22 protein-coding genes are annotated in these 26951 nt (G+C 71.0%); 13 read left to right on the forward strand and 9 right to left on the reverse strand.

Translation table 11 applies throughout. The annotated features are described in order from the left end of the window. Positions 1–85: 85 nt before the first annotated feature. Positions 86–3052: a crotonase/enoyl-CoA hydratase family protein gene (locus QH470_RS26160; protein WP_280275002.1), complete on the forward strand. Its 2967-nt coding sequence runs from the start codon at positions 86–88 to the stop codon at positions 3050–3052. A gap of 79 nt (positions 3053–3131) precedes the next feature. Here QH470_RS26160 and QH470_RS26165 read toward each other — a convergent pair whose 3' ends face one another. After that, positions 3132–4223: a methyltransferase gene (locus QH470_RS26165; RefSeq protein WP_280275003.1), complete on the reverse strand. Its 1092-nt coding sequence runs from the start codon at positions 4221–4223 to the stop codon at positions 3132–3134. Positions 4224–4441: 218 nt separating this feature from the next. Between QH470_RS26165 and QH470_RS26170 the strand changes: the two genes are divergently transcribed. Continuing rightward, a complete protein-coding gene (locus QH470_RS26170) occupies positions 4442–5284 on the forward strand; it encodes a patatin-like phospholipase family protein (RefSeq protein ID WP_280275004.1) in 843 nt (280 codons plus the stop codon). Here QH470_RS26170 and QH470_RS26175 read toward each other — a convergent pair. The 3 genes from QH470_RS26175 to fadD11 form a co-directional block, all read right to left on the reverse strand. Then, the gene (locus QH470_RS26175; protein ID WP_280275005.1) at positions 5215–5910 is read right to left on the reverse strand and encodes a Pr6Pr family membrane protein; all 696 of its coding nucleotides are present in this window, start codon (positions 5908–5910) and stop codon (positions 5215–5217) included. The genes QH470_RS26170 and QH470_RS26175 overlap by 70 nt on opposite strands. Positions 5911–6091: 181 nt before the next feature. Beyond that, positions 6092–6589: a DUF6069 family protein gene (locus tag QH470_RS26180; protein WP_280275006.1), complete on the reverse strand. Its 498-nt coding sequence runs from the start codon at positions 6587–6589 to the stop codon at positions 6092–6094. Between the two features lie 194 nt (positions 6590–6783). After that, positions 6784–8592, reverse strand: coding sequence for a fatty acid--CoA ligase FadD11 (gene fadD11 / locus QH470_RS26185; RefSeq protein ID WP_280275007.1), 1809 nt, complete (start codon positions 8590–8592; stop codon positions 6784–6786). A 366-nt stretch (positions 8593–8958) separates the two neighbouring features. Here fadD11 and QH470_RS26190 point away from each other — a divergent pair, with 366 nt between their 5' ends. The 3 genes from QH470_RS26190 to QH470_RS26200 all read left to right on the forward strand — a co-directional run bounded on the left by QH470_RS26190 (position 8959) and on the right by QH470_RS26200 (position 12442). After that, positions 8959–10227 (forward strand): MFS transporter, encoded by a 1269-nt coding sequence (locus QH470_RS26190; RefSeq protein ID WP_280275025.1) that lies wholly within the window; start codon positions 8959–8961, stop codon positions 10225–10227. 100 nt (positions 10228–10327) lie between these two features. Next, positions 10328–11692 (forward strand): MFS transporter, encoded by a 1365-nt coding sequence (locus QH470_RS26195; protein ID WP_280275008.1) that lies wholly within the window; start codon positions 10328–10330, stop codon positions 11690–11692. Positions 11693–11782: 90 nt separating this feature from the next. Beyond that, positions 11783–12442 carry a response regulator transcription factor gene (locus QH470_RS26200; RefSeq protein ID WP_280275009.1) on the forward strand — a complete coding sequence of 220 codons (660 nt, stop codon included), beginning with the start codon at positions 11783–11785 and terminating at the stop codon, positions 12440–12442. Here QH470_RS26200 and QH470_RS38450 read toward each other — a convergent pair. Further along, positions 12402–12908, reverse strand: a complete 507-nt coding sequence (locus QH470_RS38450; protein ID WP_280275010.1) for a hypothetical protein — start codon at positions 12906–12908, stop codon at positions 12402–12404. The two genes, QH470_RS26200 and QH470_RS38450, sit on opposite strands and share 41 nt — an antisense overlap. Here QH470_RS38450 and QH470_RS26210 point away from each other — a divergent pair. The 3 genes from QH470_RS26210 (at position 12907) to QH470_RS26220 (ending at position 16756) form a co-directional block, all read left to right on the forward strand. Further along, the gene (locus tag QH470_RS26210) at positions 12907–13962 is read left to right on the forward strand and encodes a sensor histidine kinase (RefSeq protein ID WP_280275011.1); all 1056 of its coding nucleotides are present in this window, start codon (positions 12907–12909) and stop codon (positions 13960–13962) included. The two genes, QH470_RS38450 and QH470_RS26210, sit on opposite strands and share 2 nt — an antisense overlap. Beyond that, entirely contained in the window at positions 13956–14873 is a 918-nt protein-coding gene (locus QH470_RS26215) for a TAXI family TRAP transporter solute-binding subunit (protein WP_425302785.1), read from the forward strand. The genes QH470_RS26210 and QH470_RS26215 overlap by 7 nt, the downstream gene beginning before the upstream one ends. A 212-nt stretch (positions 14874–15085) precedes the next feature. Beyond that, entirely contained in the window at positions 15086–16756 is a 1671-nt protein-coding gene (locus QH470_RS26220; protein ID WP_280275013.1) for a serine/threonine-protein kinase, read from the forward strand. Between the two features lie 11 nt (positions 16757–16767). On the opposite strand, the gene QH470_RS26225 is transcribed toward QH470_RS26220, so the two are convergent. Next, complete coding sequence (locus tag QH470_RS26225) at positions 16768–17289, reverse strand: L,D-transpeptidase (protein WP_280275014.1); 522 nt, start codon at positions 17287–17289, stop codon at positions 16768–16770. Positions 17290–17946: 657 nt separating this feature from the next. On the opposite strand from QH470_RS26225, the gene QH470_RS26230 reads away from it, so the two are divergent. Then, entirely contained in the window at positions 17947–19341 is a 1395-nt protein-coding gene (locus QH470_RS26230; RefSeq protein WP_280275015.1) for an FAD-binding oxidoreductase, read from the forward strand. Positions 19342–19488: 147 nt separating this feature from the next. On the opposite strand, the gene QH470_RS26235 is transcribed toward QH470_RS26230, so the two are convergent. Together QH470_RS26235 and QH470_RS26240 are read right to left on the reverse strand one after the other, a co-directional pair. Beyond that, positions 19489–20346: a P1 family peptidase gene (locus tag QH470_RS26235; RefSeq protein ID WP_280275016.1), complete on the reverse strand. Its 858-nt coding sequence runs from the start codon at positions 20344–20346 to the stop codon at positions 19489–19491. 300 nt (positions 20347–20646) lie between these two features. Next, positions 20647–21390, reverse strand: a complete 744-nt coding sequence (locus tag QH470_RS26240) for an SCO6745 family protein (protein ID WP_280275017.1) — start codon at positions 21388–21390, stop codon at positions 20647–20649. Positions 21391–21627: 237 nt separating this feature from the next. On the opposite strand from QH470_RS26240, the gene QH470_RS26245 reads away from it, so the two are divergent. Both QH470_RS26245 and QH470_RS26250 read left to right on the forward strand, forming a co-directional pair. After that, on the forward strand, positions 21628–23868 hold the full coding sequence (locus tag QH470_RS26245; RefSeq protein WP_280275018.1) for a serine/threonine-protein kinase: 2241 nt from the start codon (positions 21628–21630) through the stop codon (positions 23866–23868). Positions 23869–23898: 30 nt separating this feature from the next. After that, on the forward strand, positions 23899–24612 hold the full coding sequence (locus tag QH470_RS26250; RefSeq protein ID WP_280275019.1) for a metal-dependent hydrolase: 714 nt from the start codon (positions 23899–23901) through the stop codon (positions 24610–24612). Here QH470_RS26250 and QH470_RS26255 read toward each other — a convergent pair. After that, complete coding sequence (locus QH470_RS26255) at positions 24550–25416, reverse strand: helix-turn-helix transcriptional regulator (RefSeq protein ID WP_280275020.1); 867 nt, start codon at positions 25414–25416, stop codon at positions 24550–24552. The two genes, QH470_RS26250 and QH470_RS26255, sit on opposite strands and share 63 nt — an antisense overlap. Before the next feature lie 102 nt (positions 25417–25518). On the opposite strand from QH470_RS26255, the gene QH470_RS26260 reads away from it, so the two are divergent. Both QH470_RS26260 and QH470_RS26265 read left to right on the forward strand, forming a co-directional pair. Then, complete coding sequence (locus QH470_RS26260) at positions 25519–26229, forward strand: SDR family oxidoreductase (protein ID WP_280275021.1); 711 nt, start codon at positions 25519–25521, stop codon at positions 26227–26229. A gap of 72 nt (positions 26230–26301) precedes the next feature. Next, positions 26302–26796: a phosphoribosyltransferase gene (locus QH470_RS26265; RefSeq protein WP_280275022.1), complete on the forward strand. Its 495-nt coding sequence runs from the start codon at positions 26302–26304 to the stop codon at positions 26794–26796. The last annotated feature ends 155 nt before the right edge of the window (positions 26797–26951 follow it).

Below are 26951 nucleotides of genomic sequence, written 5' to 3' on the forward strand. Positions count from 1 at the left end.
GCGGGGCCGTACTCCCGGGCCCGGGCTTTGACTCGGCGAGATAAATGGTCATTAATGGTCTCAGGCTCGACGAGGAGGTTGGACGGTGGCACCTGTGCCTGGACGCGATCGGATTCGTGCGGTACGCACACAGCTCCGGGCCGGGAGCGCCCTGCTCGGCGCGATACGCCGCGATCCGCGCCTGGCCCGCGAGCTGGTCGCCGGATTGCGCGGCCGCCACGACGCGCCCCGGGCCGAAGCGGTGGCCGGGGAGGAACGCCTGGCGCCGCCGGGGCTGGCGGAGTTCACCAAGACCGCGCACGCCTCCCAGGAGGTCGAGGCGCCGCGTGAGTCGGTGGTCGCGTATCTGTCGGATCTGGATCGGCTCGGCGACTGGTTCACCCTGCACACCGGGTGGCGCGACGGCGCGCCGGGCCCGCTGCGCGAGGGCCTGACCTTCACCCAGCAGGCGCTGGTGATGGGGTTGCCGGCCGAGATCCGGTGGACGGTGGCCGCGGTCGGCGCGTCGGGGTTCGAGCTGCGTGGTGAGGCGCCGCAGCAGGTGCGCATCGGGTATTGGATCAGCGTGTCGGGCACGGAGTCGCGGTCGACGGTGCGTTTCGACGCCGGGGTGGCCGGGCCGCCGATCGAGGGCCCGCTGGGCGGGTCGGTCGCGCGCAGCCTCGGCGACGCGATGCGCGATTCGCTGGCGAAGCTGCCCGCCGCGCTCGCCGCCGCGGGCCCGCTGCGCACCCGTCCGGTCCGTAACCCGGTGCCGCACACCGCTTCCGGGGTGGAGCTGGACCCGCGGACGCCGGTGCTGGTGGGTGTCGGGCAGGTGGTGCAGCGCACCCCCGACCCGGCCTACGGTGATCCGGCGGGGCTGGCGGTGCGGGCGTTGCGCCGCGCGGCGCAGGATGCCGGCGCCGGGGAGTCGCTGCTGCGCGCGGCGGAGGCGGTGTTCGCGGTGGCGTGCACGTCGTGGCAGTACCGGGATCTGGGCGCGATGGTCGCCGAACGGGTCGGCGCGTCCGGTGTGGACACGGTGCAGACCAGTCCGTTCGGCGGGGACGGCGGGCAGTTGGCGATCAACGAGGCCGCCGCGGCGGTGGCTGCCGGGGAGTACGAGATCGTGTTGGTCACCGGCGCGGAAGCGGGTGCCACGCAGGCGGCCGCGCAGCGGGCGGGGGTCGAGTTGTCGTGGCCGGAGCAGGGGCCGGGGGTGGCGCCGACGCGGACGGTGGGCATCGACAAGGCCGCCAACAACGCCGCCGAGACCGCGGCGGGCCTGATCGCGCCGATCAACATGTACGCGCTGCTGGAATCGGCCAACCGCCATCGCCTCGGCCGCACCCCCGACGAGCATTCCCAGGCGATCGCGGACCTGTGGTCGCGGCTCTCGGCGGTCGCCGCGGACAACGAATACGCCTGGCAGCCGGAGCAATTCAGCGCCGAGCAGATCGCGGCGGTGTCGGCGGACAACCGGATGGTGTCCACCCCCTACACCAAACTCGAATGCGCCAACCTGACCGTGGACATGGCCAGCGGCATCATCGTGTGCAGCGCGGCCGCCGCGCAGGCCGCGGGGATCGCGCAGGACAAGTGGGTATTCCTGCACGCCGGCGCGTCCGGGCACGACGAATGGTTCACCAGTGAACGCGCCGAGCTGGCGGCGTCCCCGGCGATCCGGGCGCTGGGCGCGGCGGCGCTCGACCACGCCGGGATCGGCATCGACGACGTCGCGCACGTCGACCTGTACGCGTGTTTCCCGGTGGCGGTGCAGATCGCGGCGCGGGAGCTGGGGTTGGCGGTCGACGATCCGGCGCGCACACCCTCGGTGACCGGCGGGCTGACCTTCGGCGGCGGCCCGGGCAACAACTACGGCGGGCACGCGGTGGCGTCGCTGGTGCCGCGGTTGCGCGCCGCACCGGACAGTTACGGGCTCGCGACGTCGCTGGGCTGGTATGTCACCAAGCACGCGCTGGGCGTGTACTCGGCGCGCCCGCCGCGCGCCGCCTACCGGCATCTGCGGCCGATCATCGACACGCCGCCGCCGCGCCCGGCCCGCGACCAGCACGAGGGGCCCGCGGTGATCGAGGCCTACACGGTGCCGTTCACCCGCACCGGCGACCCCGAACCGGCGGTGCTGAGCCTGATCACCGCGGACGGCGCCCGGATCCTGTTGCGCAGCAATCAGTCCGAGCTGCGAGCGGAACTGCTCGACGGCGATCTGCTCGGGGTGCCGGTGACGGTGACCGGCGGGCAGATCCGTGTCGAGGGCCGCGACCGGGTGGCGCTGCCCGCCCCGCCCGCGCCGCCGGTGCTGGTGGAACGCCGCGGACCGGTCACGATCATCACCGTGAACCGGCCCGAGGTCCGCAACGCCATCAACCATGCCGCGGCGGTGGGCATCGAACGGGCCCTGGACGCCTTCGACGCCGATCCGGCCGCGCGGGTCGCCGTCCTCACCGGAGCGGGCGGATATTTCAGTGCCGGAATGGATCTCAAGGCCGCCGCGCGCGGCGAGCTACCCATGACCGAGGGCCGCGGCCCGCTGGGCATCACCGCGAAACCGCCCCGCAAACCGCTGATCGCCGCGGTGGAGGGCCCGGCGCTGGCCGGTGGCTGCGAGCTGGCGCTGTCGGCGGATCTCGTGGTGGCGGCGACCGATTCGACGTTCGGGATCCCGGAGGTCAAACGCGGGCTGGTCGCCGTGGGCGGCGGAGTGCTGCGGCTGGCACAGCGGCTCCCACGCGCGATCGCGCTGGAGCTGGCGTTGACCGGCGACCCGATCACCGCGGCCCGCGCCGCCGAACTGGGCCTGGTCAACGAACTGACCGCACCGGGCGAGGCACTCGCGGGGGCGCTGGCGCTGGCCCAGCGGATCGCTGTGAACGCCCCGCTGAGCGTCGCGGCGAGCAAACGCATCGTCGACGAGTCCCCGGATTGGTCGGTCGAGGAGGCGTTCACCCGGCAGGGCGAGCTGGCGGGCCCAGCGCTGTCGTCGCAGGACGCCGCCGAAGGGGTGCAGGCGTTCGCGCAGAAACGCGACCCGGTGTGGAAGGGCCGCTGATTCCCCTCCGCAGCCCACACGTGCCCGTCCGACCTCGAATTGGGCTGGGGCACAACGGTTTTTCACGGCAGCGGGCTCGTCACCGACTCGACCGCGGGGCCAGACGCCAGAGGGTGACGGTTTCGGCGGCGCGGGCGGTGTGTAGCGGGTCGGTGGGGTCGGCGGCGCGGCGGTGGCGGGGCCGGGTGTCCAGGCGGCCGAGTATCTGTAGGCCCGCGGCGGCGATTCTGGTGCCGAGGTCGCCCGGGGCGCGCAGGCCGAGGTGTTCGGAGAGGTCGGAGAAGATGAGCCAGCCTTCGCCGCCCGGTGTCAGATGGTCGGCGAGGCCGTCGAGGTAGCCGTGCAGCATGGCGCTGTGCGGGTCGTAGACGCCGTGGTCGAGCGCGGCCACCGGTGTGCCGGGCAGCCAGGGCGGATTGCAGACGATCAGGTCGGCGCGCACGTCGGGGAACAGATCGCCGTGGCGGATCTCGACATCACCGAGCCCGAGCCGCCCCAGGTTCTCGCGCGCGCAGGCGACCGCTTGCGGTGACAGGTCGGTGCCGAGCACGCGGGGCACGCCACGGCGGGCGAGCAGCGCGGCGAGGACGCCGGTTCCGGTGCCGAGGTCGACGGCGAATCGGGTGCCGTCGGGCACCGGCGCGCGGGCGACGAGGTCGGTGTATTCGTTCCGGGTCGGGGCGAAGACACCGTAGTGCGGATGAATCCGGGCACCGAGCGCGGGGACCTCGACACCGTTGATCCGCCACTGATGGGCGCTCAGGACACCGAGCAGTTCGGTGAGTGGCACCAGCCGGTCTCCGGTCGCGCGACCGTAGGCCGCGGTGCAGGCGGCGCTCACGTCCGGGGCGCGGCGCAGGGCGAGGGTGTAGTCGGCGCCGAGTTCGACGACCAGGCACGACAGCAGTCGCGCGCGCCGGGCGCGGGCCTGCCGGTAGCGGTGGAAGGCGTGCGCCGGGTCGGCGGGCGGGGCGCCGCGCCGGGGGCGGTCGAGCCGGCGGCGCATGGCCGCCAGGAGATGGCGGGCGTTGTGGTAGTCGCCGCGCCACAGCAGTGTGCTGCCGGAGCGGGCGTGCCGCAGCGCGGTGTCGGCGCTGGTCCGGTCGTCGGTAATGACGAGCCGCACCGGCGGCGCAGCGGTTTCGGTGATGTGTGCGGTCCGGGGGGACACGACGGAACTCCTCGCGATCGACCGTGACGGGGACGGTGAGCGCTTCGACGAGGAGCGGGAAAGGCGGCCGGCGTCAGTGCCGGGTGACGGTGCCCGCGTCGAAGCGCGGGCGGTGGTCCCACAGGACCATGCCGACTGTCATCGGCGTGCCTTTCGTCCGGATGCGTCCGCCGAGCTTACCGTGCCGGTCCCGGGCGAGGGTGGGCTAGGGTGTGGGTATGGCTGCCGCGTTGTCGCCCAACGGTTTCCGTTCCGCTCTGGTACTCGGTGGCGGCGGCCCGGTGGGGATCTCGTGGATGGCGGGATTGGTGACGGGAGTGCGGGCGGCCGGGGTGGATCCGGGGCGGGCGGACCGGTTCGTCGGCACGTCGGCCGGTGCGGTGGTGGGCGCGGTCCTCGCCGGAGACGGCGATATCGCCCGGTTGCTGACCCCGCCCCGCGACGGCACGCCGCCGCTGCGGGTGGACGCGGCGAAACTGGCGGAGATCTTCGCGACCCTCGCCGACCGGGCACTGGCGCCCGCGCAGGCACGCCGCCGCGTGGGCGAGCTGGCGGTCGCGGCCCAGGCGGGCGATCCGCAGGAGCATGTGGCGCGGATGGCGGCGCTGGTGGGCCTCACCCGGTGGCCGCGGCGCGATCTGGTGATCACCTCGATCGATATCGGCAGCGGGGACCTGCGCACGTGGACCCGCGCGGACGAGGCGACGCTCGGGCAGGCGCTGGCCGCGAGTACCGCGGTGCCGGGGGTGTTTCCGCCGATACCGATCGGCGACGGCCGCTACATCGACGGCGGGATGCGTTCGTCGATCAACGCCGATCTGGCCGCGGGCGCCGAGGTGGTGGTGATCGTGGAACCGCTGGCGCACATGTTCCCCCGCACCCGCGCCGACGGTGAGCTGGGTTCGGCCACCGTGGTGTCGATCGTTCCCGACGCGGGCGCGATCGCCGCGTTCGGCGCCGACGTGTTCGATCGCGCCGCGCTGGCGCCCGCTTACGAGGCGGGGGTGCGGCAGTCCGCGGCCGCGGCGGTGTCGCTGCGGGAGTTCTGGCCCGCGTCCTGATCGCGCCGCGGGCGCAGGCGGGCGGCGAGCCGGTCGGCGGCGACGACCGCGAGGCCCAGTATCACGAATTCGACGGTGAGCACACCGATTTCGCGTGCCACCGCGCCGTAGCCGTGGCCGGTCGGGTCGAGAAAAGGGTACGGGTAGCGGTGGGGGAAGTGCGGGAACAGCGCCCCGCGTACCAGCACGACCGCGGTGTATCCGATCGGGAAGCACAGCCACAGCGGCACGTCACGCCATCGTGCGGCGTTGCGGGGCGCGAACAGCACCCAGTCCAGCAAGACCAGTGCGGGGGTGAGGTAGTGCAGCAGGAAGTCCGACCAGTGGCTCAGCCGATCGGGTCCGGCGACCAGGCCCGGGAACGGGCTGGCGCCGTGCTGCAGCACGAAGTGCGCGACCAGGCCGGTGATGGTGGTGTACAGCACGACCGCGCCGCGCAGCCGTGGCGCGGGCGCGTCGGTGGTGGCGCGGCGGGTCATCCAGTAGACGGCGCCGAGGTAGTAGCCGAGCGCGAGGACGTTGCTGTCGACGGTGAAGTACACCAGCGAACTCGTCCCCGTCGCGAGCCCCGCCCAGGCCGAGAGCACGATCAGCGCACGCCACCACCATGCCGGTCGGGTCCACACGGCCCGGCCCACCTCCGTTCGTCGGTACCGCTGCAGAACCTACCCATCCGGCGGTGATCCACGCGAACACGCCGTTGCCGCGCGGTCGGCCGCACCGGGTGCTGGCCCGTCAGGGGGGACTCGCCGGAGACTGCCGCGGTTCCTGACGTGTCCGGCACGTCCTCGTGCGCCGACGCTCGGGTCAGCGCGCGGAGCCGTCGATGGAGGCGCGGGCGGCGGAGCCGAGTACCGAGGTGAGCGCGACGCCGGCGACGAGATTGATGGCGGCGGTGGCGAATTGGGCGCCGTGGTCGGCGGTGAGGGTGAACGGCAGCAGGACTGCGACGGCGGTGCACAGGGCGCCGATCCAGGAGAACAGGGTCAGCGGGTTGGGCATGAACAGCAGCAGCACGGTCAGCAGCGCCGTGGCGAGCAGTGCGACAGCGGCGCCGCCGAGCGCGTATCCGGTCGTACTGGCGTTGCCGTAGGTGCCGTCGCCTTCGGGGGCGAGCAGTCCGTAGCCGAGCACGCCACGCACCAGCAGGACCCCGACGAGGATGACCAGGGCCACCACGATCGCGGCGCCGACGCCACCGGCCCACAGTCTGGCGAAGTCGACCCGGGGGCCGCGCGCCGACCGCTGCCGCGGATCGGGCTGCTGCGGGTAGTGGTCGCGACCTGGCTCGTGGTAGCCGCCCATACCCCGACGGTACTCCCGCCGTCCTCGATTCCGGTCGCGGAACACGCGCTTCCGTCGCAGGTACCGGCTTGCGCGTCCCGGTGCGGGGCACGCGACCGGCCGGGACCCCGCCCGACGCACGCCGAACCCGTTGTCCCCCTGACTATTTCGTGCCAGCGCAACTCTCGGCTGCCGCGCGGTAGCCGTGCCCTCGTTCAGGCGGTGATGATTGCCGAGGGCTCGCGCACGGTGGCGCCGGGGTGTTCGGCGTAGAGGGCCTCGATCTCGGCGGCGTACTTGGCCGCGATGGGTTTGCGGCGCAGCTTCATCGTCAACGTCACCTCGTCGCCGCCGGGCTCCCAGAACACCGGCAGCACGGTGAACCGTTTGATCTGCTCGACCCGCGACAGGGTCGCGTTGCCCGCGGCGACCCCGGCGGCGATCGCGTCCAGCACGCCGGGATCGGCGGCGAGCGCGGCGGCGGAGGCGTCGGGCAGTCCCCGCTGGGCGGCATAGGGTGGCGCGGATTCGGCGTCGAGCACGATCAGCGCCGTGTTGTAGGGGCGGTTGTCGCCGATAGTGGCCAGCGCCCCGATCAGCGGGGTGGCGGCCTTGACCGCGTTCTCGATGTTGGCCGGCGACATGTTCTTACCGCCGCTGGAGATGATCAGCTCCTTCTTGCGGTCGATCACCCGCAGGTAGCCGTCCTCGTCGCAGGTGAGGATGTCACCGGTGTGCAGCCAGCCCTGCGCGTCGACCGCGGCGGCGGTCTTGTCCGGTTCGCCGCGGTAGCCGCGCATCACCAGCGGGCCGCGCACCAGGTATTCACCGTCGTCGGCGAGGCGGCCCTCCAGCCCGGGCAGCAGCCGCCCCACCGTGCCCAGCCGCGCCTGCCCGGGCGGGCTGACACTGGCCACGCACGTCAGCTCCGACATGCCCCACACCTCGGAGATCGGGATGCCGAGGCCGAAGAAGAAACCGAGTGTCTCCGGCGGGATCGGCGCCGCCCCCGACAGCGCCCACTTCAGTTGGTCCAGGCCGATTTTCGTGCGCAGCGCCGAGAGCACCGTCGCGTCGGCGCGCGCCCATTCCGCGGCCAGCTCCGGGCTCGGCGACTGCCCGGCCAGCTGCGCCGCGGCCTTACGCCGCGCCACCTCCAGCGCCCATTCCAGTGCCGCGCGCCGCCCCGGGTCGGGTTCGGCGGTGACCGAGAACTCGATGGCGGCCTTGAACTTCTCCCACACCCGCGGCACCGCGCCCCAGATGGTGGGATGCACATCCACCAGCGCCGCGGGCAGGTGCGCGCGGTCGGGCACCGCGGTGATCTGGGTGCCGAAGTATTCGTGCAGATACAGGGCGGTGAGCCGGTCGGCCATGTGCGCGCTGGGCAGGTAGGAGGTCTGCCGGTCGCCGAACGCCACCGGCATCACCGACGCGTAGGAGTACACCTCGGCGGCGAGATTGGCGTGGGTGAGTTCGACGCCTTTGGGGTTGCCGGTGGTGCCGGAGGTGTAGCAGAGGGTGACGACATCCTCGGCGCGTACCGCCTGCCAGCTCGCGGCGAAGTCGAAATCGGGGCGCCCCAGCGAGATCAGTTCCGCGACGCCGACCGTGCCGGGCACCGGGCCGTCGAGACACACCAGGGTGTCCATCGCCACCCCGGCCGCGCGCACGGTGTCGACGTACTGCGCCTCACAGATCACCACCCGGTTCCCCGCATTGGTGAACACGTAGCGGAGCTGCTCGGCCGAGAGCGTGTTGTACACCGAGAACGAGGTGGCGCCGGTGTGCTGCACGCCGACCTCGAGCGGATAGAACTCGACCCGGTTGGCCATCATCAGCGCCACGGTGTCCCCGCGCCCCACACCCAGCGCGGCCAGCCCCGCCGCCACCGCCCGCACCTGCCCGGCGTATTCGCGCCACGTCAGCGAGCGGGCGCCGCCGACCGAACGCACCGCGACCGCGTCGGGGTCGAGCGCGGCGACGCGCTGGAACGCGGCACAGGAGGTGATCGGTTCGCTCATCACAGGCCTCGTTCCGCCGACCGCAGCAGTTGCTCCGACGGTAGAACGCGCGGCGGCGCGGCGGGCCGAATCGGCGATTTCGGTGGCATCGCCCCGGCGCGTCACGCAGGCACAGTTGCCCACCCGAAAACAATGTGTTACCAATCACATTGATATTCGTCCATGCAGTTCAGCCCGCATTCCCCACCGGCCCGCATCGATAACGCCCCGTTTGCCCGCACCCGCAATCGGGTATCCCCGGACTTCGCGCTCGTGTCCACCGACGCAGAACGAGCCGGCAACAACCATGAACAGGGGAGAGGAGCGCGCGTGACGAGCGCCGACCCGCAACTACCACAGCAACGCCGATCCGTAGCCGCCGCGGCTATGGGAAACGCCACCGAGTGGTACGACTACGGTGCCTACGCCGCCACCGCCGGATACCTCACCGACGCATTCTTCCCCGGCAGCCTGGGCACCCTGGGCACCCTGCTCGGTTTCGCGATCTCGTTCGTCCTGCGCCCCCTCGGCGGCATGGTGTGGGGACCGCTCGGCGACAAGATCGGCCGCAAAGCCGTCCTCGCCACCACCATCCTGCTCATGGCCGGCGCCACCGGCCTGATCGGCCTGCTGCCCAGCCACGCCAGCATCGGCGTCGCCGCCCCCATCCTGCTCATCCTGTTGCGCGTCGTCCAGGGCTTCTCCACCGGCGGCGAATACGGCGGCGCCGCCACCTATCTCGCCGAATCCGTCGACGACCGCCGCCGCGGCTTCATGGGCAGCTTCCTGGAATTCGGCACCCTGTCCGGATTCATCGGCGGCTCCGCAGTGGTGCTGCTGATGCAGGTGCTGCTCAACGACACCCAGATGGACCAGTGGGGCTGGCGCATCCCGTTCCTGCTGGCCGTGCCTCTCGGACTGGTCGGCTGGTACCTGCGCAACAAGCTCGACGAATCCCCGGTGTTCACCGAGGTCGCCGAGCAGCAACACCCCAAGACCGGCCTGATCGAACTGATCACCAAGTACCGCCGCGAACTGCTCACCCTCGGCGGCCTGGTCATCGCCCTCAACGTCGTCAACTACACGCTGCTGGCATACATGCCCACCTACCTGAACAAGACCATCGGCCTGGGCGACTCCCAGACCACCGCCATGGTCCTCATCGGACAGCTGGTGATGGCGCTGGTGCTGCCGCTGTGCGGCGGCCTCTCCGACCTGTGGGGACGACGCCCCATGTGGCTGTTCTCGCTGATCGCGCTCGCGGTCCTGGCGGTGCCGCTGTACTGGCTGATGGGCCAGGGGCTCGGCTGGGCGATCCTCGGGTTCGTGATCCTCGGCCTGCTGTATGTGCCGCAGCTGTCGACCATTTCCGCGACCTTCCCCGCGATCTTCCCCACCCAGGTCCGCTACGCCGGCTTCGCGCTCGCCTACAACGTGTCCACCGCCGCGTTCGGCGGCACCGCGCCGCTGATCAACGAATGGATCATCGACGAAACCGACTGGCACCTGTTCCCCGCCTACTACATGGTCGGCGCCTGCCTGATCGGCCTGGTCGCCTGGTTGTTCCTGCGCGAAACCGTCGGCGCCTCACTGCGCGGCACCGAGGTCCCGCGCACCGACGAGATCCCGAAGGTCCCCAAGCTCGAAACGTCCTAAGCGACTGTTAGAAAACGGCCCGGACACTGTCGCGAGGCCTGTGACTGCCGCCACAGTGGTCTGCGAACGATGCGAAGCCGCGTCGGGAAGGAGACCCCCTGTGACAACGACACAGCCGAGCCCCGGTGTACCGGGCCGTAGCGGTGAACGCCGAGTCGTCGCCAACGTCCTACGCGGCTCCATCGGCAACCTCGTCGAATGGTACGACTGGTACGTCTACGCGGCGTTCAGCGTCTACTTCGCCAAAACCTTCTTCCCCCAAGGGGATCCGACCGCACAACTACTGTCGACCGCGGCGGTGTTCGCCGTCGGATTCCTGATGCGCCCCCTCGGCGGCTGGGCACTGGGCCGCTACGCCGACCGCTTCGGCCGCCGCGCCGCCCTCACCCTGTCGGTGACCGTGATGGCCGCCGGCTCACTGCTCATCGCCGCCACCCCCGGCTACCAGACCATCGGCGTCGCCGCCCCCGCACTGCTGCTGATCGCCCGGCTGCTCCAGGGCCTGTCGGTCGGCGGCGAATACGCCACCAGCGCCACCTACCTGTCCGAGGTCGCCTCCCAGGGCAAACGCGGCTTCTACTCGAGCTTCCAGTACGTCACCCTCGTCGGCGGGCAACTGGTCGCCCTCGCCGTGCAGATCGTGCTGCAACAGTTCCTCACCACCGCGCAACTGGACAACTGGGGCTGGCGCATCCCGTTCGTCATCGGCGCGGCCGGCGCGATCATCGTCATGATCCTGCGCCGCGGCATGGACGAATCGGCCGCCTTCCGCGCCGCCGCCACCACCCGCGACGACGCACCCGACTCCGGCCGCGGCTCGCTGCGCGTCCTGCTGCAATACCCCCGCGAATGCCTGCTCGTCGTCGGACTCACCCTCGGCGGCACCATCGCGTTCTACACCTACACCACCTACATGCAGAAATACATGATCAACACCTCGGGCATCGGCAAATCGACGGTGGCCTGGATCAACTTCTGCGCCCTGCTGGTGTTCGTGGTACTGCAACCGATCGCGGGCGCCCTGTCCGACCGCATCGGGCGCCGCAAACTGCTGGTGTTCTTCGGCGTCGCCGGAACCGTCGGGACCGTCCCGATCATGACCGTCCTCGGCCACACCACCGACCCCGTCGCCGCCTGGGCGCTGATGATGGCCGCGCTGCTGATCATCACCGGCTACACCTCGATCAACGCCATCGTCAAAGCCGAACTGTTCCCGACCAAGGTCCGCGCCCTCGGCGTCGGCCTGCCCTACGCCCTCACCGCGGCCCTGTTCGGCGGCACCGCCGAATCACTCGCCCTGTGGCTCAAGAAGATCGGCCACGAATCGGTGTTCTTCTGGTACGTCTCGGCCACCATCCTCATCTCCCTGATCACCTACTGGTTCATGCGCGAAACCTCCACCAACTCACCCATCGACGCCACAGAGGAAACCAGCCCGGCCGCCGACCCGGTCACCACCAGATAAACCCAGTCACCCGCGCACTGCCCGCCTCGGCCAGGCAGCCGCGACCGGACCCGGTGCGCCGGGCCGAACCGTTTACGGGAGAATCACACCGTGCAGTTGGCAGTGGTCGAAGACGACGACGGAGTCGGTGACGCCCTGGTGGAGGCGCTCACCGCCCGCGGGCACCACGCCCACCGGCTGCGCCGCGGCGCCGACCTGCTCATCGCCCACCGCGGCTACGACGCCGTCATCCTCGACCTCGGCCTGCCCGACGCCGACGGCCTGCAGGTCCTGCGCCGGCTGCGCGAGGTCAGCACCGTCCCCGTCGTCATCCTCACCGCCCGCAGCGACGAACGCTCCATCGTGCGCGGCCTGCGCGGCGGCGCCGACGACTACCTCGTCAAACCACCCCGCATCGCCGAACTACTCGCCCGCATCGACAACGTCACCCGCCGCGCCGCCGCGGCCACCGCACCCGCCGCCCGCGTCGTCACCACCGGCGACGTCCGCGTCGACCTCGCCGCCCACCGCGTCGACGTCGCCGGACAACCGATCTCGCTGACCGCCAAGGAATTCGAACTCGTCCAAGCCCTCGTCGAACGCCCCGGCGCCGCCGTCAGCCGCCAGCAACTGATGGACCGCATCTGGGGCGACGCGTTCGTCGCCGTCTCCCGCAGCCTCGACGTGCACATGACCGGACTGCGCCAGAAACTCGACCGGCCCGGACTGATCACCACCATCCGCGGCTACGGCTACCGCTGGGGCGAGTGACCACATGCGGCGACGCGTCCTCACCGCCCTCACCGTCTTCGCCACCCTCGCGGTCCTCGCCTTCGCCGTGCCGCTGTGCCTGACCGCCGCCACCAGCCGCACCCAGCAACTCGTCCTCGGCCGCACCGGCGACGCCGAATGGTTCGCCGCCCTCGCGACCACCGCGGCCACCACCGGCGACACCCGCGCCCTCACCGCCGAAACCGGCCGCTACCACCAGCTCTACGGCGAGAACGTCCTCGTCGTCGACGCCCGCGGCGCCACCCACGCCGGCGCCGGGGGGGGCCCCCCCCCCCCCCCCCCCCCGGCCCCCCCCCCCCCCCTCCCCCCCGCCCCCCCCCGCGCCCCCCCCCCCCCCCCCCCCCCGCGGCGGGGGGGGGCCCCCCCCCCCCGCCAGCCCCGCCGTCGTCGCCGCCCTGGCCGCCGCGCGCCGCAACCAGCGCCCCGCACCGGTCGCACAACTCATGCCGTGGAGCCCCGCCACCGTGCACATCGCCCGCCCCATCGGCACCGGCGTCCAGGTCAACGGCGCCGTCCTCATCCAGGCCTCCACCGACCGCGCCCGCACCGACATCCTGCGCACCTGGGGCATCGTCGCCGGCGGCGCCCTCGCCGCGATGGCACTGTTCATGGTGCTGGCCTTGGCGCTGTCACGCTGGGTACTGCGCCCGCTCGCCGAATTGTCCGGCGCCGTGGAGAAACTCACCGCCACCCTGCCCAAACCACGCCCCGAAGCCGTCGACCAGACCAGCATCACCCGCCGCCACGGCGGCCCACCGGAAATCCGCGCCGTCGCCGAATCCTTCGACACGATGGCGCTGGCCGTCGCCGACTCCGCCGCGGCGCAACGCCAGCTCGTCGCCGACACCGCGCACGCCATGCGAAACCCGCTCGCCGCGTTGACCATCCGCCTCGACTCACTCGAACCCGCCATCCCCGCCCACGCCACCACCACCTTCCGCGGCGCCACCGCCGAAGTGGAACGCCTCACCGGACTGCTCGACGGCCTGCTCACCCTCGCCGTCGCCGAAGCCACCACCGACTTCGAACCCGCCGGCGCCACCACCGCCACCTGCGACGCCGTCCAGGTCGCCCAGGACCGCGCCGACGCCTGGCGCAGCGCCTTCGACCACGCCGGACTCACCCTCACCCTCGACGCCGCCGGACACCTCGACACCGCCGCCGACGCCGCCGTCCTCGCCCAGATACTCGATGTGACGCTGAGCAATTCGTGCCGATACGCCGGAACCGGCGCACACACCCGCCTGACGGTCACCGGCAACAGCGACACGGTGACCGTGACAGTGACCGATGACGGCATCGGAGTGCCCGCCGGGGAACTGGACCGGCTCACCACCCGCTTCTTCCGCAGCTCCACCGCCACCGCCGGCGGATCGGGCCTCGGACTGCCGATCGCCGCCGCACTGGTCAAGGCCCGCCACGGCAGCCTGCGCATCGAACAGGTCCACCCGCACGGACTGACGGTGACCATCGAACTGCCCGCGGCGGCGCCATCGTGAACCGGCGCGGATTCCTGTGCGCCACCGGCACTCTCACCGCGGCCGCGCTCACCGGCTGCGGCGGGGACCCGACACCCACCGTGCGGGTGGCTGCGGGGGAGGTGGGCGGCTTCTACCACGCGTTCGCCGAACTGCTCGCCCGCGCCGCCGCCACGACGGGCACCGTCCGCATCGAACCGGTCACCACGACCGGATCCTTCGCCAATCTCGCCATGCTCGACCGCGGCGAGGTCGACGCGGCACTGGCATTGGCCGACTCGATCGACGCCGACCCCGACCGGGAGCGGCTGCTGGCCCTCGGACGCGTCTACGAGAACTACCTGCAGTTCGTCGTCCGCGATACCGGCCGGATCCGCACCGCGGCGGATCTGCGCGGCGCGCGCATCAGCCTGGGCGCACCCGGCTCCGGCGCGACATTCACCGGCGACAGACTGCTGCGGGCCGCCGGACTCGAGCCCGGGCGCGACGTCGAGATCACCCACCTCGCGCTGCGCGACGCCGTCACCTCCCTCGACGACGGCTTCATCGACGCGCTGCTGTGGGCCGGAGGCGTCCCGACACCGGCCCTGGACGTACCACACGCGCTGCGGCTACTGGACCTCGGAGATCTCGCGCAGCCCATGCGGGACCGGTTCGGCTATCTCTACGACCGCGTCACCATCCCCGCCGACGCGTATCCGGGCGCGGCGGCCGTGCGGACCATCGGGGTCGCCAATCTGCTCGTCACCACCGGATCGCTGCCCGGGCACGCCGCCGCGGCGCTCACCGAACTGCTCATCACCCGGCCCGAGGACCTGGTTCCCGCGGAGGCGGCGGGGACACAGTTCCTGGATGTGCGGTCGCTGATCGGGACCGATGGCGTGCCGTTGCATCCGGGCGCGGTGCCGGTGTACCGCCGCCATCACGGGTGAGCATGCTCCACGACGCGTTTGAATGCGCGCAGTTGGCATGAGCCCGCAACCCATTCCAGAAACGTCACTGTGACGTTTTATGGATCGTGAGCTGACACCGTGCCGAGGGGAGTAGCGCACGCCGGAGTTGCGCGACACCCGTGCGCTCGTGTGGGATCAGGTGCACGCCGGCCACGCACCGGCAGCAGGACCGGGGAAGGAAACCTTCACAGATGCGCCCACTGGGACCCGATGACCCGACCACCATCGGGCAGTACCGGCTACTCGGCGTCCTCGGATCCGGCGGCATGGGACGTGTCTACCTCGGACGCAACAGCGGCGGCCGCACCGTCGCGGTCAAAGTGGTCCGCCCCGACCTGTCCGACGACACCGAATTCCGCACCCGCTTCCGCCGCGAGGTCGCCGCCGCCCGCCGCGTCGCCGGACCCTACACGGTCCCCGTCCTCGACGCCGACCTCGACACCCACCGCCCCTGGCTCGCCACCGGCTTCGTCTCGGGCCTCTCACTCAGCGACGCCGTCGACGGCTACGGACCCCTGCCCGAACCCGCACTGATCACCCTCGCCACCGGCCTCGCCCGCGCGCTGGTCGACGTGCACGCCACCGGACTGGTCCACCGCGACCTGAAACCATCCAATGTGCTACTCGTCGTGGACGGCCCGCGCGTCATCGACTTCGGCATCGCCCGCGCCGCCGACGACACCGCACTCACCACCACCGGCAAGATCATCGGCTCACCGGGCTACATGTGCCCCGAACAGATCACCGGCACGGCACCCGCCGGACCCGCGGCCGACGTATTCGCCCTCGGCGGCCTGCTCGTCTACGCCGCCACCGGCACCGGCCCGTTCGGCAGCGGCGACTCGGTCGCCATGCTGTGGCGCGTCGTCCAGGAACAGCCCCGCCTCGACGGCGTCCCCGACAGCCTCCGCACCCTGGTAGCGGCCTGCCTCGACAAGGAACCCGGAAACCGTCCCACCCCCACCGATCTCGCCGCCCGCCTCGCCCCGCTAGGAACCCCCGACACTCGCGGCTGGCTGCCCGCCCCGATTCTCGAGGACATCAGCCGCCGCGCCATCGCGCTGCTCGACCTCGAGATCCTGGCACCGGCCGTCGACGCCCCACCGGCCCCGCTCTTCACCGAGCCCCGGGGCGCCGGCGCGCACCAGCCCACCTCGAACCCCACCGCACCCCGACACCCCGACACGCACCCACCTGCGCCGAATCCCGCTGCGGCCCAATGGCATCCACCCGGCGGCCCCGCACACCCCGGCACCACGATCCGCCGCGACCTCCCGCCACCACCCGCACACCGCCCCAAACGCACCGCCCTCCTCGCCGCCATCGCCGCCGCCGTCCTGGCCGCCGCGGGCACCGTCAGCGGCATCCTCGCCTACAACCACAACACCACCCACACCACCGACGCCTCCACCGCAGCGCCCGACAGCCCGCCCCTCGACTCCGCCGAAGCCGAAACCTCAGCCGCCGACTCCACCAGCGCGCCCGAAACCTCCAGCACGGCAACGCCTTCCACGACCCTGCCGAGCACCTATGTCGGCACCTGGAAAGGGACCGCGACCGACGGGATCGTCACCTACAACATCGTCGTCCAACTGCACGACGGCAGCGTCGGCGACGAGCTGGGCACCGCCAGCAACACCAGCCGTAACAGCGGCGACACCTGCGAACGCGCCGAAACCCTGACCGCCGCCACCGCGGACGAGATCGCGTTGCAGGCCAGGCTGACGGCCGGCAACACCTCGGCTCTCGGCTGCCAGGACGACGGAAACTGGTCGAAGCTGAGCCTCGCGGCCGACGGCAGTGTCCGTTACCGCATGCAGGGCATCATCGGCGATATCGCCGGGACTCTCCGCAAGAATTAGCTATTTTCCGCTCACACCACCAGTTCGAAGATATCGCCCGGGTTGACGTGGTTGTAGAGGGCTTCGGCGCCGTCGGGGGTCATGCGGATGCAGCCGTGGGATTGTTCTTCGATGGGGCCGATGTGAGTGGCTATGTCGCCGTTGAAGAACACCGCGAAACGCATTTCCGCGTTGTGCATGGTGCTCCAGTGGTAGATCTTCTTGAATGCGGCGCGGAATACGCCCGGGGGAGTCTCATATCCCGGGCGGCCGTGCGAGATCGGGGTGGGGCCGAAAACCACCTTGCCGTCACTGTCGAGCAGCCAGGCCTCGTTCGTGGACAGGCGCATGCACACCTTGGCGCCGGCCTGCGTGCACGGCGCGACCACGGGAGCGGGTGGAACCAGCGGCTCGACCCCGGGAAAATCGGGCCCGCCGGGCCACAGCGGGGCTGCCTGCGCGGGTCCGGCGAGCATCAGGCCCGCCGAGGCCACACCGACACCGACACACATCGCCGATCGTGCCGTCCATCCGAGGTAACGCTTGCCGCTCATCGAGTCACCGACCTCTCTAGCCATAAAACCCGCCGCCTGGCAGGTGGCAGGATCTCTCGAGCATCACAAACAATCCGTTGAGCGCAATACTAATCCGCTACCACCGGCACCCGATCACAATTGATACCCACCCGAGACCTTCGCGAGCGCGCCGATTTCCGAGAACGACACAGACCGCCCGGCAACGACAATTACCGAGATTCGCCGTCCGATTACGTCACAGTGACGAATTAATGGAAGGGTGGAAATCGCAGGGGATCGGGGTATCGAGAGGGGTTTCAGTCGCGTCGGAAGATTTCCTATCGAAGCGCAGGTTCACCGAAAAGATCTTGAATCGTGGCTAGGCCGAAATCCGCCGAATCACGCCACGCAAACAACCGAGCGGGCACGGACGAACAAGAGCAGCAGACCCAGGCGGCGGCCAGCAAGCCAGAACATGCTGCAACACAACACATTCACCCCGCCGCACAAGCCCCGTTGTTGCGCCGATAATCGACATTATGTCAAGTAAGAGGTAGGACGGCTTCCCCTATGAAACCTGGACCGGTTCGACGTGCTCTGAACATCGCGGCGAGGACCTTCGGCCCTGACGTGACGCGGTAGCCGATTCCTATCGTGGGTTCGAGGGTGCTCGGCCGATCGGAAGAGGCACAGCATATGACCACTCTGGGGTTCGAGGCCGACGCGATCCGCGCGGAGATCGACGGAGCCGTGCTCTCCCCCGGCGACGCCGGATTCGACGAGGCACGCCGAGTGTGGAACGGCGATATCCACCGGACGCCGTCGCTGGTGGTGCGACCGGTGTCGGCGCGCGAGGTAGCGGTGTGCGCGCGCCGCCTGGCAGGCTCCGGCACGGATTTCACCGTCCGCGGCGGCGCCCACAACTATGCCGGGCACGCGGTCGCCGACGGCGCGGTAATGCTCGACCTGTCGATGCTCGATTCCGTTGTGGTAGAACCGGATTCGCAGCGCGCCCGATGCGGCGGCGGCGCCACCTGGGCACAGTTGGACGCGGCCACGCAGGTACACGGCCTGGCAGTGACCGGCGGATTCATCAGCCACACCGGGGTCGGCGGGCTGACGCTCGGCGGCGGACTGGGCTGGCTGACCCGCCGCGCCGGATTGACTTGCGACAACCTGGTTTCCGCGCAGGTGGTGACCGCGACCGGGCAGATCGTCACCGCGTCCGCCCAGTCCCATCCCGACCTGCATTGGGCGCTGTGCGGCGGGGGCGGCAATTTCGGCATCGTGACCGAGTTCGAGTTCCGGCTGCATCCGGTGCCGCCGATGGTGCAACTGGCCATGCTGTTCTGGACACCGGAGCAGGCCGCGGCCGGGCTGGCGGCGGTCCGCGACACCATGCACCGGCTGCCACGCACATACGGGGTGGCAATGTTCGGGCTGTCGGCGCCGCCGGAGGAATTCGTGCCGGAACACTTCCGAGGCCGCCCGGGGTGCGCGGTCGGGATCGCGGGCTGGGACGAGCCCTACCGGCTGACGGCCGCACTGGCCCCGCTGCGGGCCGCCGCGCCCGCACCGGCGTGGGAGCTGGTGACGCCGATCCCCTATCTGGCGTTGCAGCAGATGTTCGACGCGGCGGCCCCGTGGGGCATGCGTTCCTACGAAAAGTCGCTCTATGTGGACGATCTCGGGGACGCCGTGCTCGAAGCGATCGCCGCGGCCGTACCGCGCAAGGGCTCCCCGCTGACCCTCGTACCGATCTTCCCGCTCGACGGCGCGTACTGCGAGGTGCCCGAGGACGCCACGGCATTCTCCGGGCCGCGCTCCCCCGGCTGGGCCATCAACATCTCCGCCGCCTGCCCCGACCCCGCGACGTTCGACGCCGAACGGGCCTGGGTGCGCGAGCTGTGGGACACGCTGCGAGTACATGCCCGTGACGACGCCACCTACGTCAATTTCCTGGTCGAGAACGACCCGGACCGTATCCGGCGCTCCTACGGCGCGAAATACGACCGCCTCGCCGCGGTGAAGGCGGCGTGGGATCCCCGCAACGTCTTCCACCACAACGCCAACATTCCCCCGGCGGTCTGATTCCACCGCTGTCCGTGCTCGCTCGTCCTCCAGGCCGACGGGCACCGAATTCGGCTGCGGGCGTGGCGGTTCGGCGCACACGTCGAGATCGACGAGTTCATGGCCCGCTGCGTCGAGCGCGATGACCTGCGCGCATCGCTGGATCGCTCAGCGAGCGAGAGACCGGATGGCGTCGGTGACGGCCGCCAAGGCCATCAGGCGGACGGTGTCGACGTGGGCGGGGATCTCGCCGGTCGCCGCGGCGATGAAGCCGTCGCCATCGAAGCGGGTGTGCGGCGGGGTGAGCGCGCGGGACAGGCCGTCGTGGGCGCCCTGGGCAACGATGCGGCACGACGGTTTGTCCAGGCGGGCGTTGGTGAGGACCGCGCCGATCGTGGTGTGGGTGCGGGCGAAATCGAAGACCTGGTCGAAGACCGCGACCGAATCCAGCGAGATCGGCGCGACGCCGTCGTCGATGTCGCCGAACGCGTTGACCGCGCACAGCGCGCCGACCACCAGATCTCCGTGCCGGTGTTCACTGTAGGCCAGCCCGCCGGGGCGGCGACCGTCCGGGCCGCGCCACTGGGAGGTGTACGCGCCGGTACCCGCGCCGATCCGGCCGTGCAGTACCTGTTCACCCGAAACCGCCTGTGCCGCAGCATATCCCGAGTCGGCAGTGGGCCGGGCCGCGGGGTCTCCGGCGGCCAGGTCGAACAGCGCCAGGGTCGGGACCACCGGGACGGGACCCGCGGGAGTCGGAACGCCGCGACCCTGTTCCTCGAGATAACGCAGGACGCCGTCGGCGGCGGCCAGGCCGAACGCCGACCCTCCGGTCAGCACGATCGCGTCCACGGCGAGCACCGACTTGTCCGGTGCCAGCGCATCCAGTTCGCGCGAGGCGGGCGCCCCGCCACGCACTTCGCAAGAGGCGACCGTGCCCGGGGGCAGCACCACGGCGGTGCATCCGGTCGCACCCTTCGTATCGGTCCAATGTCCCACGCGCACACCAGCTATGCCGATCCCCACGCCATCCTCCGTTCCCGGCCGCAGCCCACAGTCATCGGACACGGGCCGCGAGCACTTCGCGCACGGCCCGACACGCACACAACCAGCGCAGTACCGTGCTCGATCCTTCCACCACCGGCACCCCGGACATCACCGGCGCGCCCCGACAAGGCCGACACCCCCGCACTCCGCCATGTCCCGACAGGTTCGGCACTCTCCGGCACCGCCCGGGCAGGTTCAGCGTCGTTCTCGACCAGGACATCGACGTAGGTGGCGTCGTCACGGGCATGCACTCGCGTACCCAGGCCCGCCCGGCAGGGTTCAGCGGCGGCCGAAGACGGTCGCGTGCGTCTCGTTCAGGAGCCGGACCAGCTCGTCGGAGGCCTTCTCGTCCAGGACTGCGAAGGCGGGGGCGATCAGCTCCTCGGTCAATGCCTCGGCCGCTGCCCAGCGCTGCCGCTGGTCGTCGGTGATCTCCGGGAAGGGCTCCGGCCAGCCGAACAGGCGCGCCTGGTCGGGGCCGCTGTGGCGCGGCGAACCGGAGATCAGGACCGCGGCCTGCGGGCCGAGCAGCTGTGCGCGCACCGCGAGCAGATGCAGGCCACCACGCAACTCGCGCAGCACGTGGATCAGCTGCAGAGCCCGCGCCGGCGCGTCGGCGGCCCGGGGCAGCGCCCGCCATCCCGCGAACAACGGCACCCCGGCCGGGTCGGCCGCGTCGGCCACCGCCTCCAGCAGTTCCGCCAGCGGCGCCGCGCCGTCGAAGTCCGCCAGCTTCCGGCGACCGAACTCCTGGCATGCCGTGAGATAGCCGGCCGCGGCCTCGGCGGCGGGCATCCGGACCGATTCCCATGCGGCGCGGACGGTTTCGGGCCGGAAGAACCCGAACGCCGCCGCGACGACATCGGCGTCCACCTCACCCAGCACACCCCCGCGCCCGCGCGTATAAGGCCCGAGGAACCCGTCGACACCGGTCGCGGCGCCGAACGCCTTCGCCTCGCGAGAGAACATGAATCCCCCACCGACCTGCTGAATCTGCTCTTTCACCGCGGCGGCGACCGTCACGCGCCCACCCCTTCCTCCGGAAAACCGACCCGCCGCAGCATATCTCGCTATGGTCCACTGCGGCCAGAGCCGCTGTGCCCGGGAACAAGGGGCTTGCACACCGCCCGCAACCCACCGGATGATGACGTGCGATATCCGGCACGACGTAACGGAATCGGCACACCGCCGATCTCCGCGACGAGTGATCGAATACTCTCGGGGCCGGGCCCGGGAACTTCCACTTCGAAGCGAGCGACGATGGATGACGACCTCGGCGCGACCGCACCCGACCCCGGTGCCGACCGCGCTACGGCAACACAGACCGCGTTGACGAGCCTGGTTGCCCTGTTCTCCGAACAATGGCAATCCACCGGCACACCCCCCGACCTGTCCGCGCACCTGCCCACCGAACCCGCCCTGCGCCGCACCGCCCTCATCGAACTGATCAAGGTCGACCTGCAGGAACGCTGGCAACGCGACGACGACGCCCCACGCCTGGCCGACTACCGCGACCGCTACCCCGAACTGGCCGCCGCACCCCTGCCCCCGGACCTGATCTACGAGGAAATCAGCGCCCGCAGCCGCCGCACCGACATCGACCTGCGCGAATACGAGCAGGACTACCCCACCCAAATGGCCCGCATCACCGAGGGATTCGACGTCGACGGCCTGCGCACCACCATGCTCGCCGACCCCACCGCCCTCGACGCGCTCGACACCATCAACCCCGGCGCCACCATCGACGACTTCGACCTGCTGCTCCCCCTCGGCCACGGCGCCTTCGCCCGTGTCTTCCTCGCCCGCCAGCGCACCCTCGGCCGCCTCGTCGCGGTCAAGATCTCCCACGACCGCGGCACCGAACCCCAAACCCTCGCCCAGCTCGACCACGACCACATCGTGCGCGTCTTCGACCAGCGCCAGATCACCGACCAGCACCTCAAACTCATGTACATGCAGTACGTGCCCGGCGGCACCCTGCTCGGCGTGCTGCGACTGCTACGCCGCACCCCACCCGAACGCCGCTCCGGCCGACTGCTGCTCGAGGCCGTCGACGCCGCCGCCACCACCGGCGGGGTCCTCGAACCCCAACCCTCCGCCACCCGCGCCGAACTCCAGCGACTCACCTGGCCCGAAACCGTCGCCTGGCTCGGCAGCCGCCTCGCCGCCGCCCTCGACTACGCCAACCACCGCGGCGTCCTGCACCGCGACATCAAACCCGCCAACGTCCTGCTCACCGCCGACGGCCTCCCCAAACTCGCCGACTTCAACATCAGCTTCAGCCGCCACCTGCCCGGCGCCAACCCCGTCGCCTACTTCGGCGGCTCCCTGCCCTACATGGCGCCCGAACAACTCGAGGCCTGCCACCCGCAAAGCTCCACCACCGCCGCCGACCTCGACACCCGCAGCGACCTCTACGCCCTCGCCGTCGTGCTCTGGGAACTCCTCACCGGACACCTCCCCTTCGACGACGAACACGGCGCCGGCGAAACCGAACACTCACTGCACGCCATGATCGAACGCCGCCGCCGGCCCATCGCAGCGGCCACCCTGCCCGACGACTGCCCCGCCGTGCTCCGCCACGCCCTGCTCACCTGCCTCGCCCCCGACCCCGCCGACCGCTACGCCAACGGCCTCGAACTCGCCCACCAACTCGAACTCAGCCAGGACCGCGCCGCCCGCGACCTCGTCGATCCACCCGCCCACAGCCTGCGCGCCCGCCTCAAAATGCGCCCCATGCCCGTGGTCACCCTGTCCAGCCTGCTCGGACAGCTACTCGGCGGCATGTACCTGGCCGCACACAACATCGGACTCATCCGCCACGAACTCGGCGCCGACGCCGCCGCCCAGATCACCCGCCTCGGCTACCTGCTCATCGTCATCGCCTACCCGCTCGCCATCGCCTTCCTGCTCTACTGGTGCCGGCTGGTGCTGCTGGTACCCGTCGGCCTGCGCCGCGGCAGACAATTCGACCCGCCCACCCTCGCCAAGGCCCGCGGCGACACCCTGGCCTGCGGCGACCGCATCGCCGTGGTCACCTTCGCCGGATGGATCGCCGCCATGGGCGTCTTCCTGGTGAAACTGCACTCCCTCGGCACCCTCCCGGCCGGGCTCACCGTCAACCTCATCGCCTCCAACCTCGTCGCCGCCGCGGTCGCCGTCGTCTACACCTACTTCCCCGTCACCTTCTTCATGCTGCGCTGGTACTACCCCGGCCTCGTCGCCGCCGGACACACCACCACCGACGACGTCACCCGACTGCACCGCCTCGTCCGCCGCAGCCGCGTGTATCTCGGTGTGGCCGCGACGGTTCCACTCGTCGGCGTCCCCGCCGGACTCGTCTTCCTCACCCCGCACCATCAGCAACTGGTCCTCGGCACGATCGTAGGCCTCTGTGTCGGTGGACTTTTCGCGTTCGCCATCGCACTGCGCGCCTTCTACGCACTCGAATCCGACCTCCACGCACTCGACCGCATCGTCGACCCCCGCACCCACGGCTGACCACCGATCAAGATCGGCTAACCTGCCACGGTGCTAGGACATTCACATGCGACCAGTGGCGCACTGGCCTGGGCGGGAGCCGCTGCGGTGCTGCCACTTTCGATTCTCACCTACCCCGTACTGCAGAGCGGCCAGCAACTCCGCACCGTCGACCTGCTCATGGGCACCTTCCTCACCGCCGGCGCCGCCCTGCTTCCCGACGCCGACCATCCCAACGGCACCATTTCGCATGTGCTCGGCCCGATCTCGCACACCGCCTGCCGACTCATCTCGGCCATCTCCGGCGGACACCGCCACGCCACCCACTCCCTGGCCTTCGTCGTCGCCGCCGCCTTCGGCACCTGGGCCGGCGAACACTGGATCGGCCGCTGGTTCACCCTCGGACTCGTCTTCTTCCTGCTCGCCCTCGCCCTGCGCGCCCTCAACCTGTGCCCGCCCGGCGAAGGCTTCCGCTCCTACTTCTCCGTCACCGTGCTCGCCGTCGCCGGCACCTTCGCCATGGACCACTGGATCTCCGACAAACCGTCCTGGCTGCCGTTCTCCGTCGGCCTCGGCGCACTGGCCCACCTGCTCGGCGACTGCCTCACCGACCGCGGCTGCCGACTGCTGTGGCCGTTCAAACCACGCTTCAGCGTGCCCATCATCGACCGCACCGGCAACAAGGTCGAAACCTGGGTGATCTCACCACTGTTCGTGCTCGGCACGCTCGCCGTGCTCTGGTACATCGTCACCCACCAGCCCTAGCAGAGCCACCGCGTCGCGGTCCGGGCCGTCCGGCGCGGCCTGGAACGCGACGAACCGCTGACCGTCCGGCGCGGTGAGAATCTCCGACGTCAACGCGAACCACCCCACCGCCGGATGCCGGAACACCCGCCGCGAACCCCGCTTCGTACGCACGTCGTAATGCGCCCACAGCTCCGCGAATTCGGCACTCGCGGCAGACAATTCCGCCGTCAACACCGCCAGTCCCGGCGACGACGGATCCTCGCCCTGCACCGTCCGCAGATGCGCCACACAGTCTTTCGCCATCGCCTCCCAGTCCTCGAACACCGCCCGCGCCGCCGGATGCCCGAACACGTACCGAACCAGGTTGCGCCGCACCGGCTCCCACTCGGCGATACCCGACAGCAGCCGCAGCCCTTCCGGATTCGCCGCCAGCACATTGCTCAACCGATCGAGCACGAACGACGGCGTCGGACGCACCGACTCCAGCAACACCACCAAACCCGGCCGCGCGGCCACCGGCACCGGCCGCCCCCGACGATCCGCTACCACCCGCGCCAACCGGTACAGATGCGCGCGCTCGTCCTCGTCCAGCCGCAGCGCCACCGCAAGCCCGTCCAGCACCGCCGGACTCGGATTCGTATCCCGCCCCTGCTCCAACCGGACGTAATAGTCGACACTCAAACCCGCCAGCGACGCCACCTCCTCACGCCGCAACCCCGGCGTCTGCCGCCGGCCCGTCCCCACCGGCAACCCAACCTGCTCCGGCCGCACCCGTCCCCGGCGGGCCCGCAGGAAATCCCCCAGCACACGACGTTCACTCACCCGACCAGTCTGCCCCCGGACCATGCTCCCCGGGGTGGCCCCGCCAGGGCCAGGCCACACACGGCCTCCCCGCACCTGCCCACAGCCGCCACAGTCGACGCCATGACCCACACCCTCATCATCGGCGGCGGCTCCGGCATGGGCCTCGCCCTCGCGGCCCGGCTACTCACCGAAGGACACGACGTCACCATCGCCGGACGCTCCACCACCCGCCTCGCCGACGCCGCCACCACCCTCGACGGCGGAAACCGCCTGCACCACAGGCAAGTCGACATCGCCGACGAAAGCTCCGTCGAACACCTCTTCGCCGACCGCACCACCCTCGACCACGTCGTCGTCACCGCCGCCGACATGAGCACCGGCTACGGCCCACTCCGCCGATTCGCGCTCACCGACGCCCGCACCGTCGTGGACATCAAGGTGCTCGGCCCCTGGCTCGTCGCCAAACACGCCGCACCACTGCTCACCGGATCGCTCACCGTCACCTCCGGCATCGCCGCCTACCGGCCCGCCGTCGGCGGCTCCATGGTCGCCACCGCCAACGCCGCACTGGAAGGACTCGTCCGCGCCCTCGCCCTCGAACTCGCCCCGGTCCGCGTCAACGCCGTCTCCCCCGGCTGGGTCGACACCCCCATCTGGACACAATTCGCCGGCGACGCCAAAGACGAACAACTCACCGCCATGGCCCGACGACTCCCCGGCAAACGCGTCGGCCGCCCCGACGACCTCGCCGGCGCCTTCCTCGCCGTCATGACCAACGAATTCCTCACCGGCACCGTGCTCCACGTCGACGGCGGACACCGCCTCGTGTAGCGCCGCGATCACGGCACACCCGCGGCCCGCGTGGTCTAAGTTCGTGCCATCGACCACCGAAAGGGGCCGCCCGTGCCGGATCGGGAAGAACTCACCTGGGACCTGTTCGGCTCGGCGAGCCGCGAACTCGCCGAACAGGTCGCCGACGACGGCTTCGAACCCGACCTCATCCTGTCCATCGCCCGCGGCGGACTCTTCGTCGCCGGCGCCCTCGGCTACGCCCTCGACGTGAAGAACCTGCACGTCATGAACGTCGAGTTCTACACCGGCGTCGACCAGCGCCTCGACCTGCCCGTCATGCTCCCGCCCGTCCCGCAGGCCGTCGACCTGGCCGGCGCGCGAGTCCTCGTCGCCGACGACGTCGCCGACACCGGCGCCACCCTGAAACTCGTGCGCGACTTCTGCGCCGACAAGGTCGCCGAGGTCCGCTGCGCGGTCATCTACCAGAAGCCCCGCTCGGAGGTCGACTGCCAGTACGTGTGGCGGCGTACCGACCGCTGGATCAACTTCCCCTGGTCCGTCCAGCCACCCGTCGTGGCCAGCACCGCCCGCGTGCTCGACGCCTGACCACCCCCGGACACACCGAGGGGGGGGGGGGGGGGGGCGCCGGCGCGGGGGGCGCCGCGGGGCGGCGCCCCCCCCCCCCCCCCCGCCCCGCCGCGCGCGGGGGGCGGCTCCCGCCTTTCCGCCCCGCGCGGCGGTCTTCACCGGCCCCGCTCGGC

The organism is Nocardia wallacei (genome assembly GCF_029868745.1).
Lineage (GTDB): Bacteria > Actinomycetota > Actinomycetes > Mycobacteriales > Mycobacteriaceae > Nocardia > Nocardia wallacei_B.

Coding starts and splice junctions, on each gene's coding strand:
- QH470_RS26245 (WP_280275018.1), top strand. CDS start 21,628: ATGGATGACGACCTCGGCGCGACCGCACCCGACCCCGGTGCCGACCGC.
- QH470_RS26170 (WP_280275004.1), top strand. CDS start 4,442: ATGGCTGCCGCGTTGTCGCCCAACGGTTTCCGTTCCGCTCTGGTACTC.
- QH470_RS26260 (WP_280275021.1), top strand. CDS start 25,519: ATGACCCACACCCTCATCATCGGCGGCGGCTCCGGCATGGGCCTCGCC.
- QH470_RS26230 (WP_280275015.1), top strand. CDS start 17,947: ATGACCACTCTGGGGTTCGAGGCCGACGCGATCCGCGCGGAGATCGAC.
- QH470_RS38450 (WP_280275010.1), bottom strand. CDS start 12,908: ATGAGTTGTGCGACCGGTGCGGGGCGCTGGTTGCGGCGCGCGGCGGCC.
- fadD11 (WP_280275007.1), bottom strand. CDS start 8,592: ATGAGCGAACCGATCACCTCCTGTGCCGCGTTCCAGCGCGTCGCCGCG.
- QH470_RS26180 (WP_280275006.1), bottom strand. CDS start 6,589: ATGGGCGGCTACCACGAGCCAGGTCGCGACCACTACCCGCAGCAGCCC.
- QH470_RS26220 (WP_280275013.1), top strand. CDS start 15,086: ATGCGCCCACTGGGACCCGATGACCCGACCACCATCGGGCAGTACCGG.
- QH470_RS26225 (WP_280275014.1), bottom strand. CDS start 17,289: ATGAGCGGCAAGCGTTACCTCGGATGGACGGCACGATCGGCGATGTGT.
- QH470_RS26190 (WP_280275025.1), top strand. CDS start 8,959: ATGGGAAACGCCACCGAGTGGTACGACTACGGTGCCTACGCCGCCACC.
- QH470_RS26210 (WP_280275011.1), top strand. CDS start 12,907: ATGCCGTGGAGCCCCGCCACCGTGCACATCGCCCGCCCCATCGGCACC.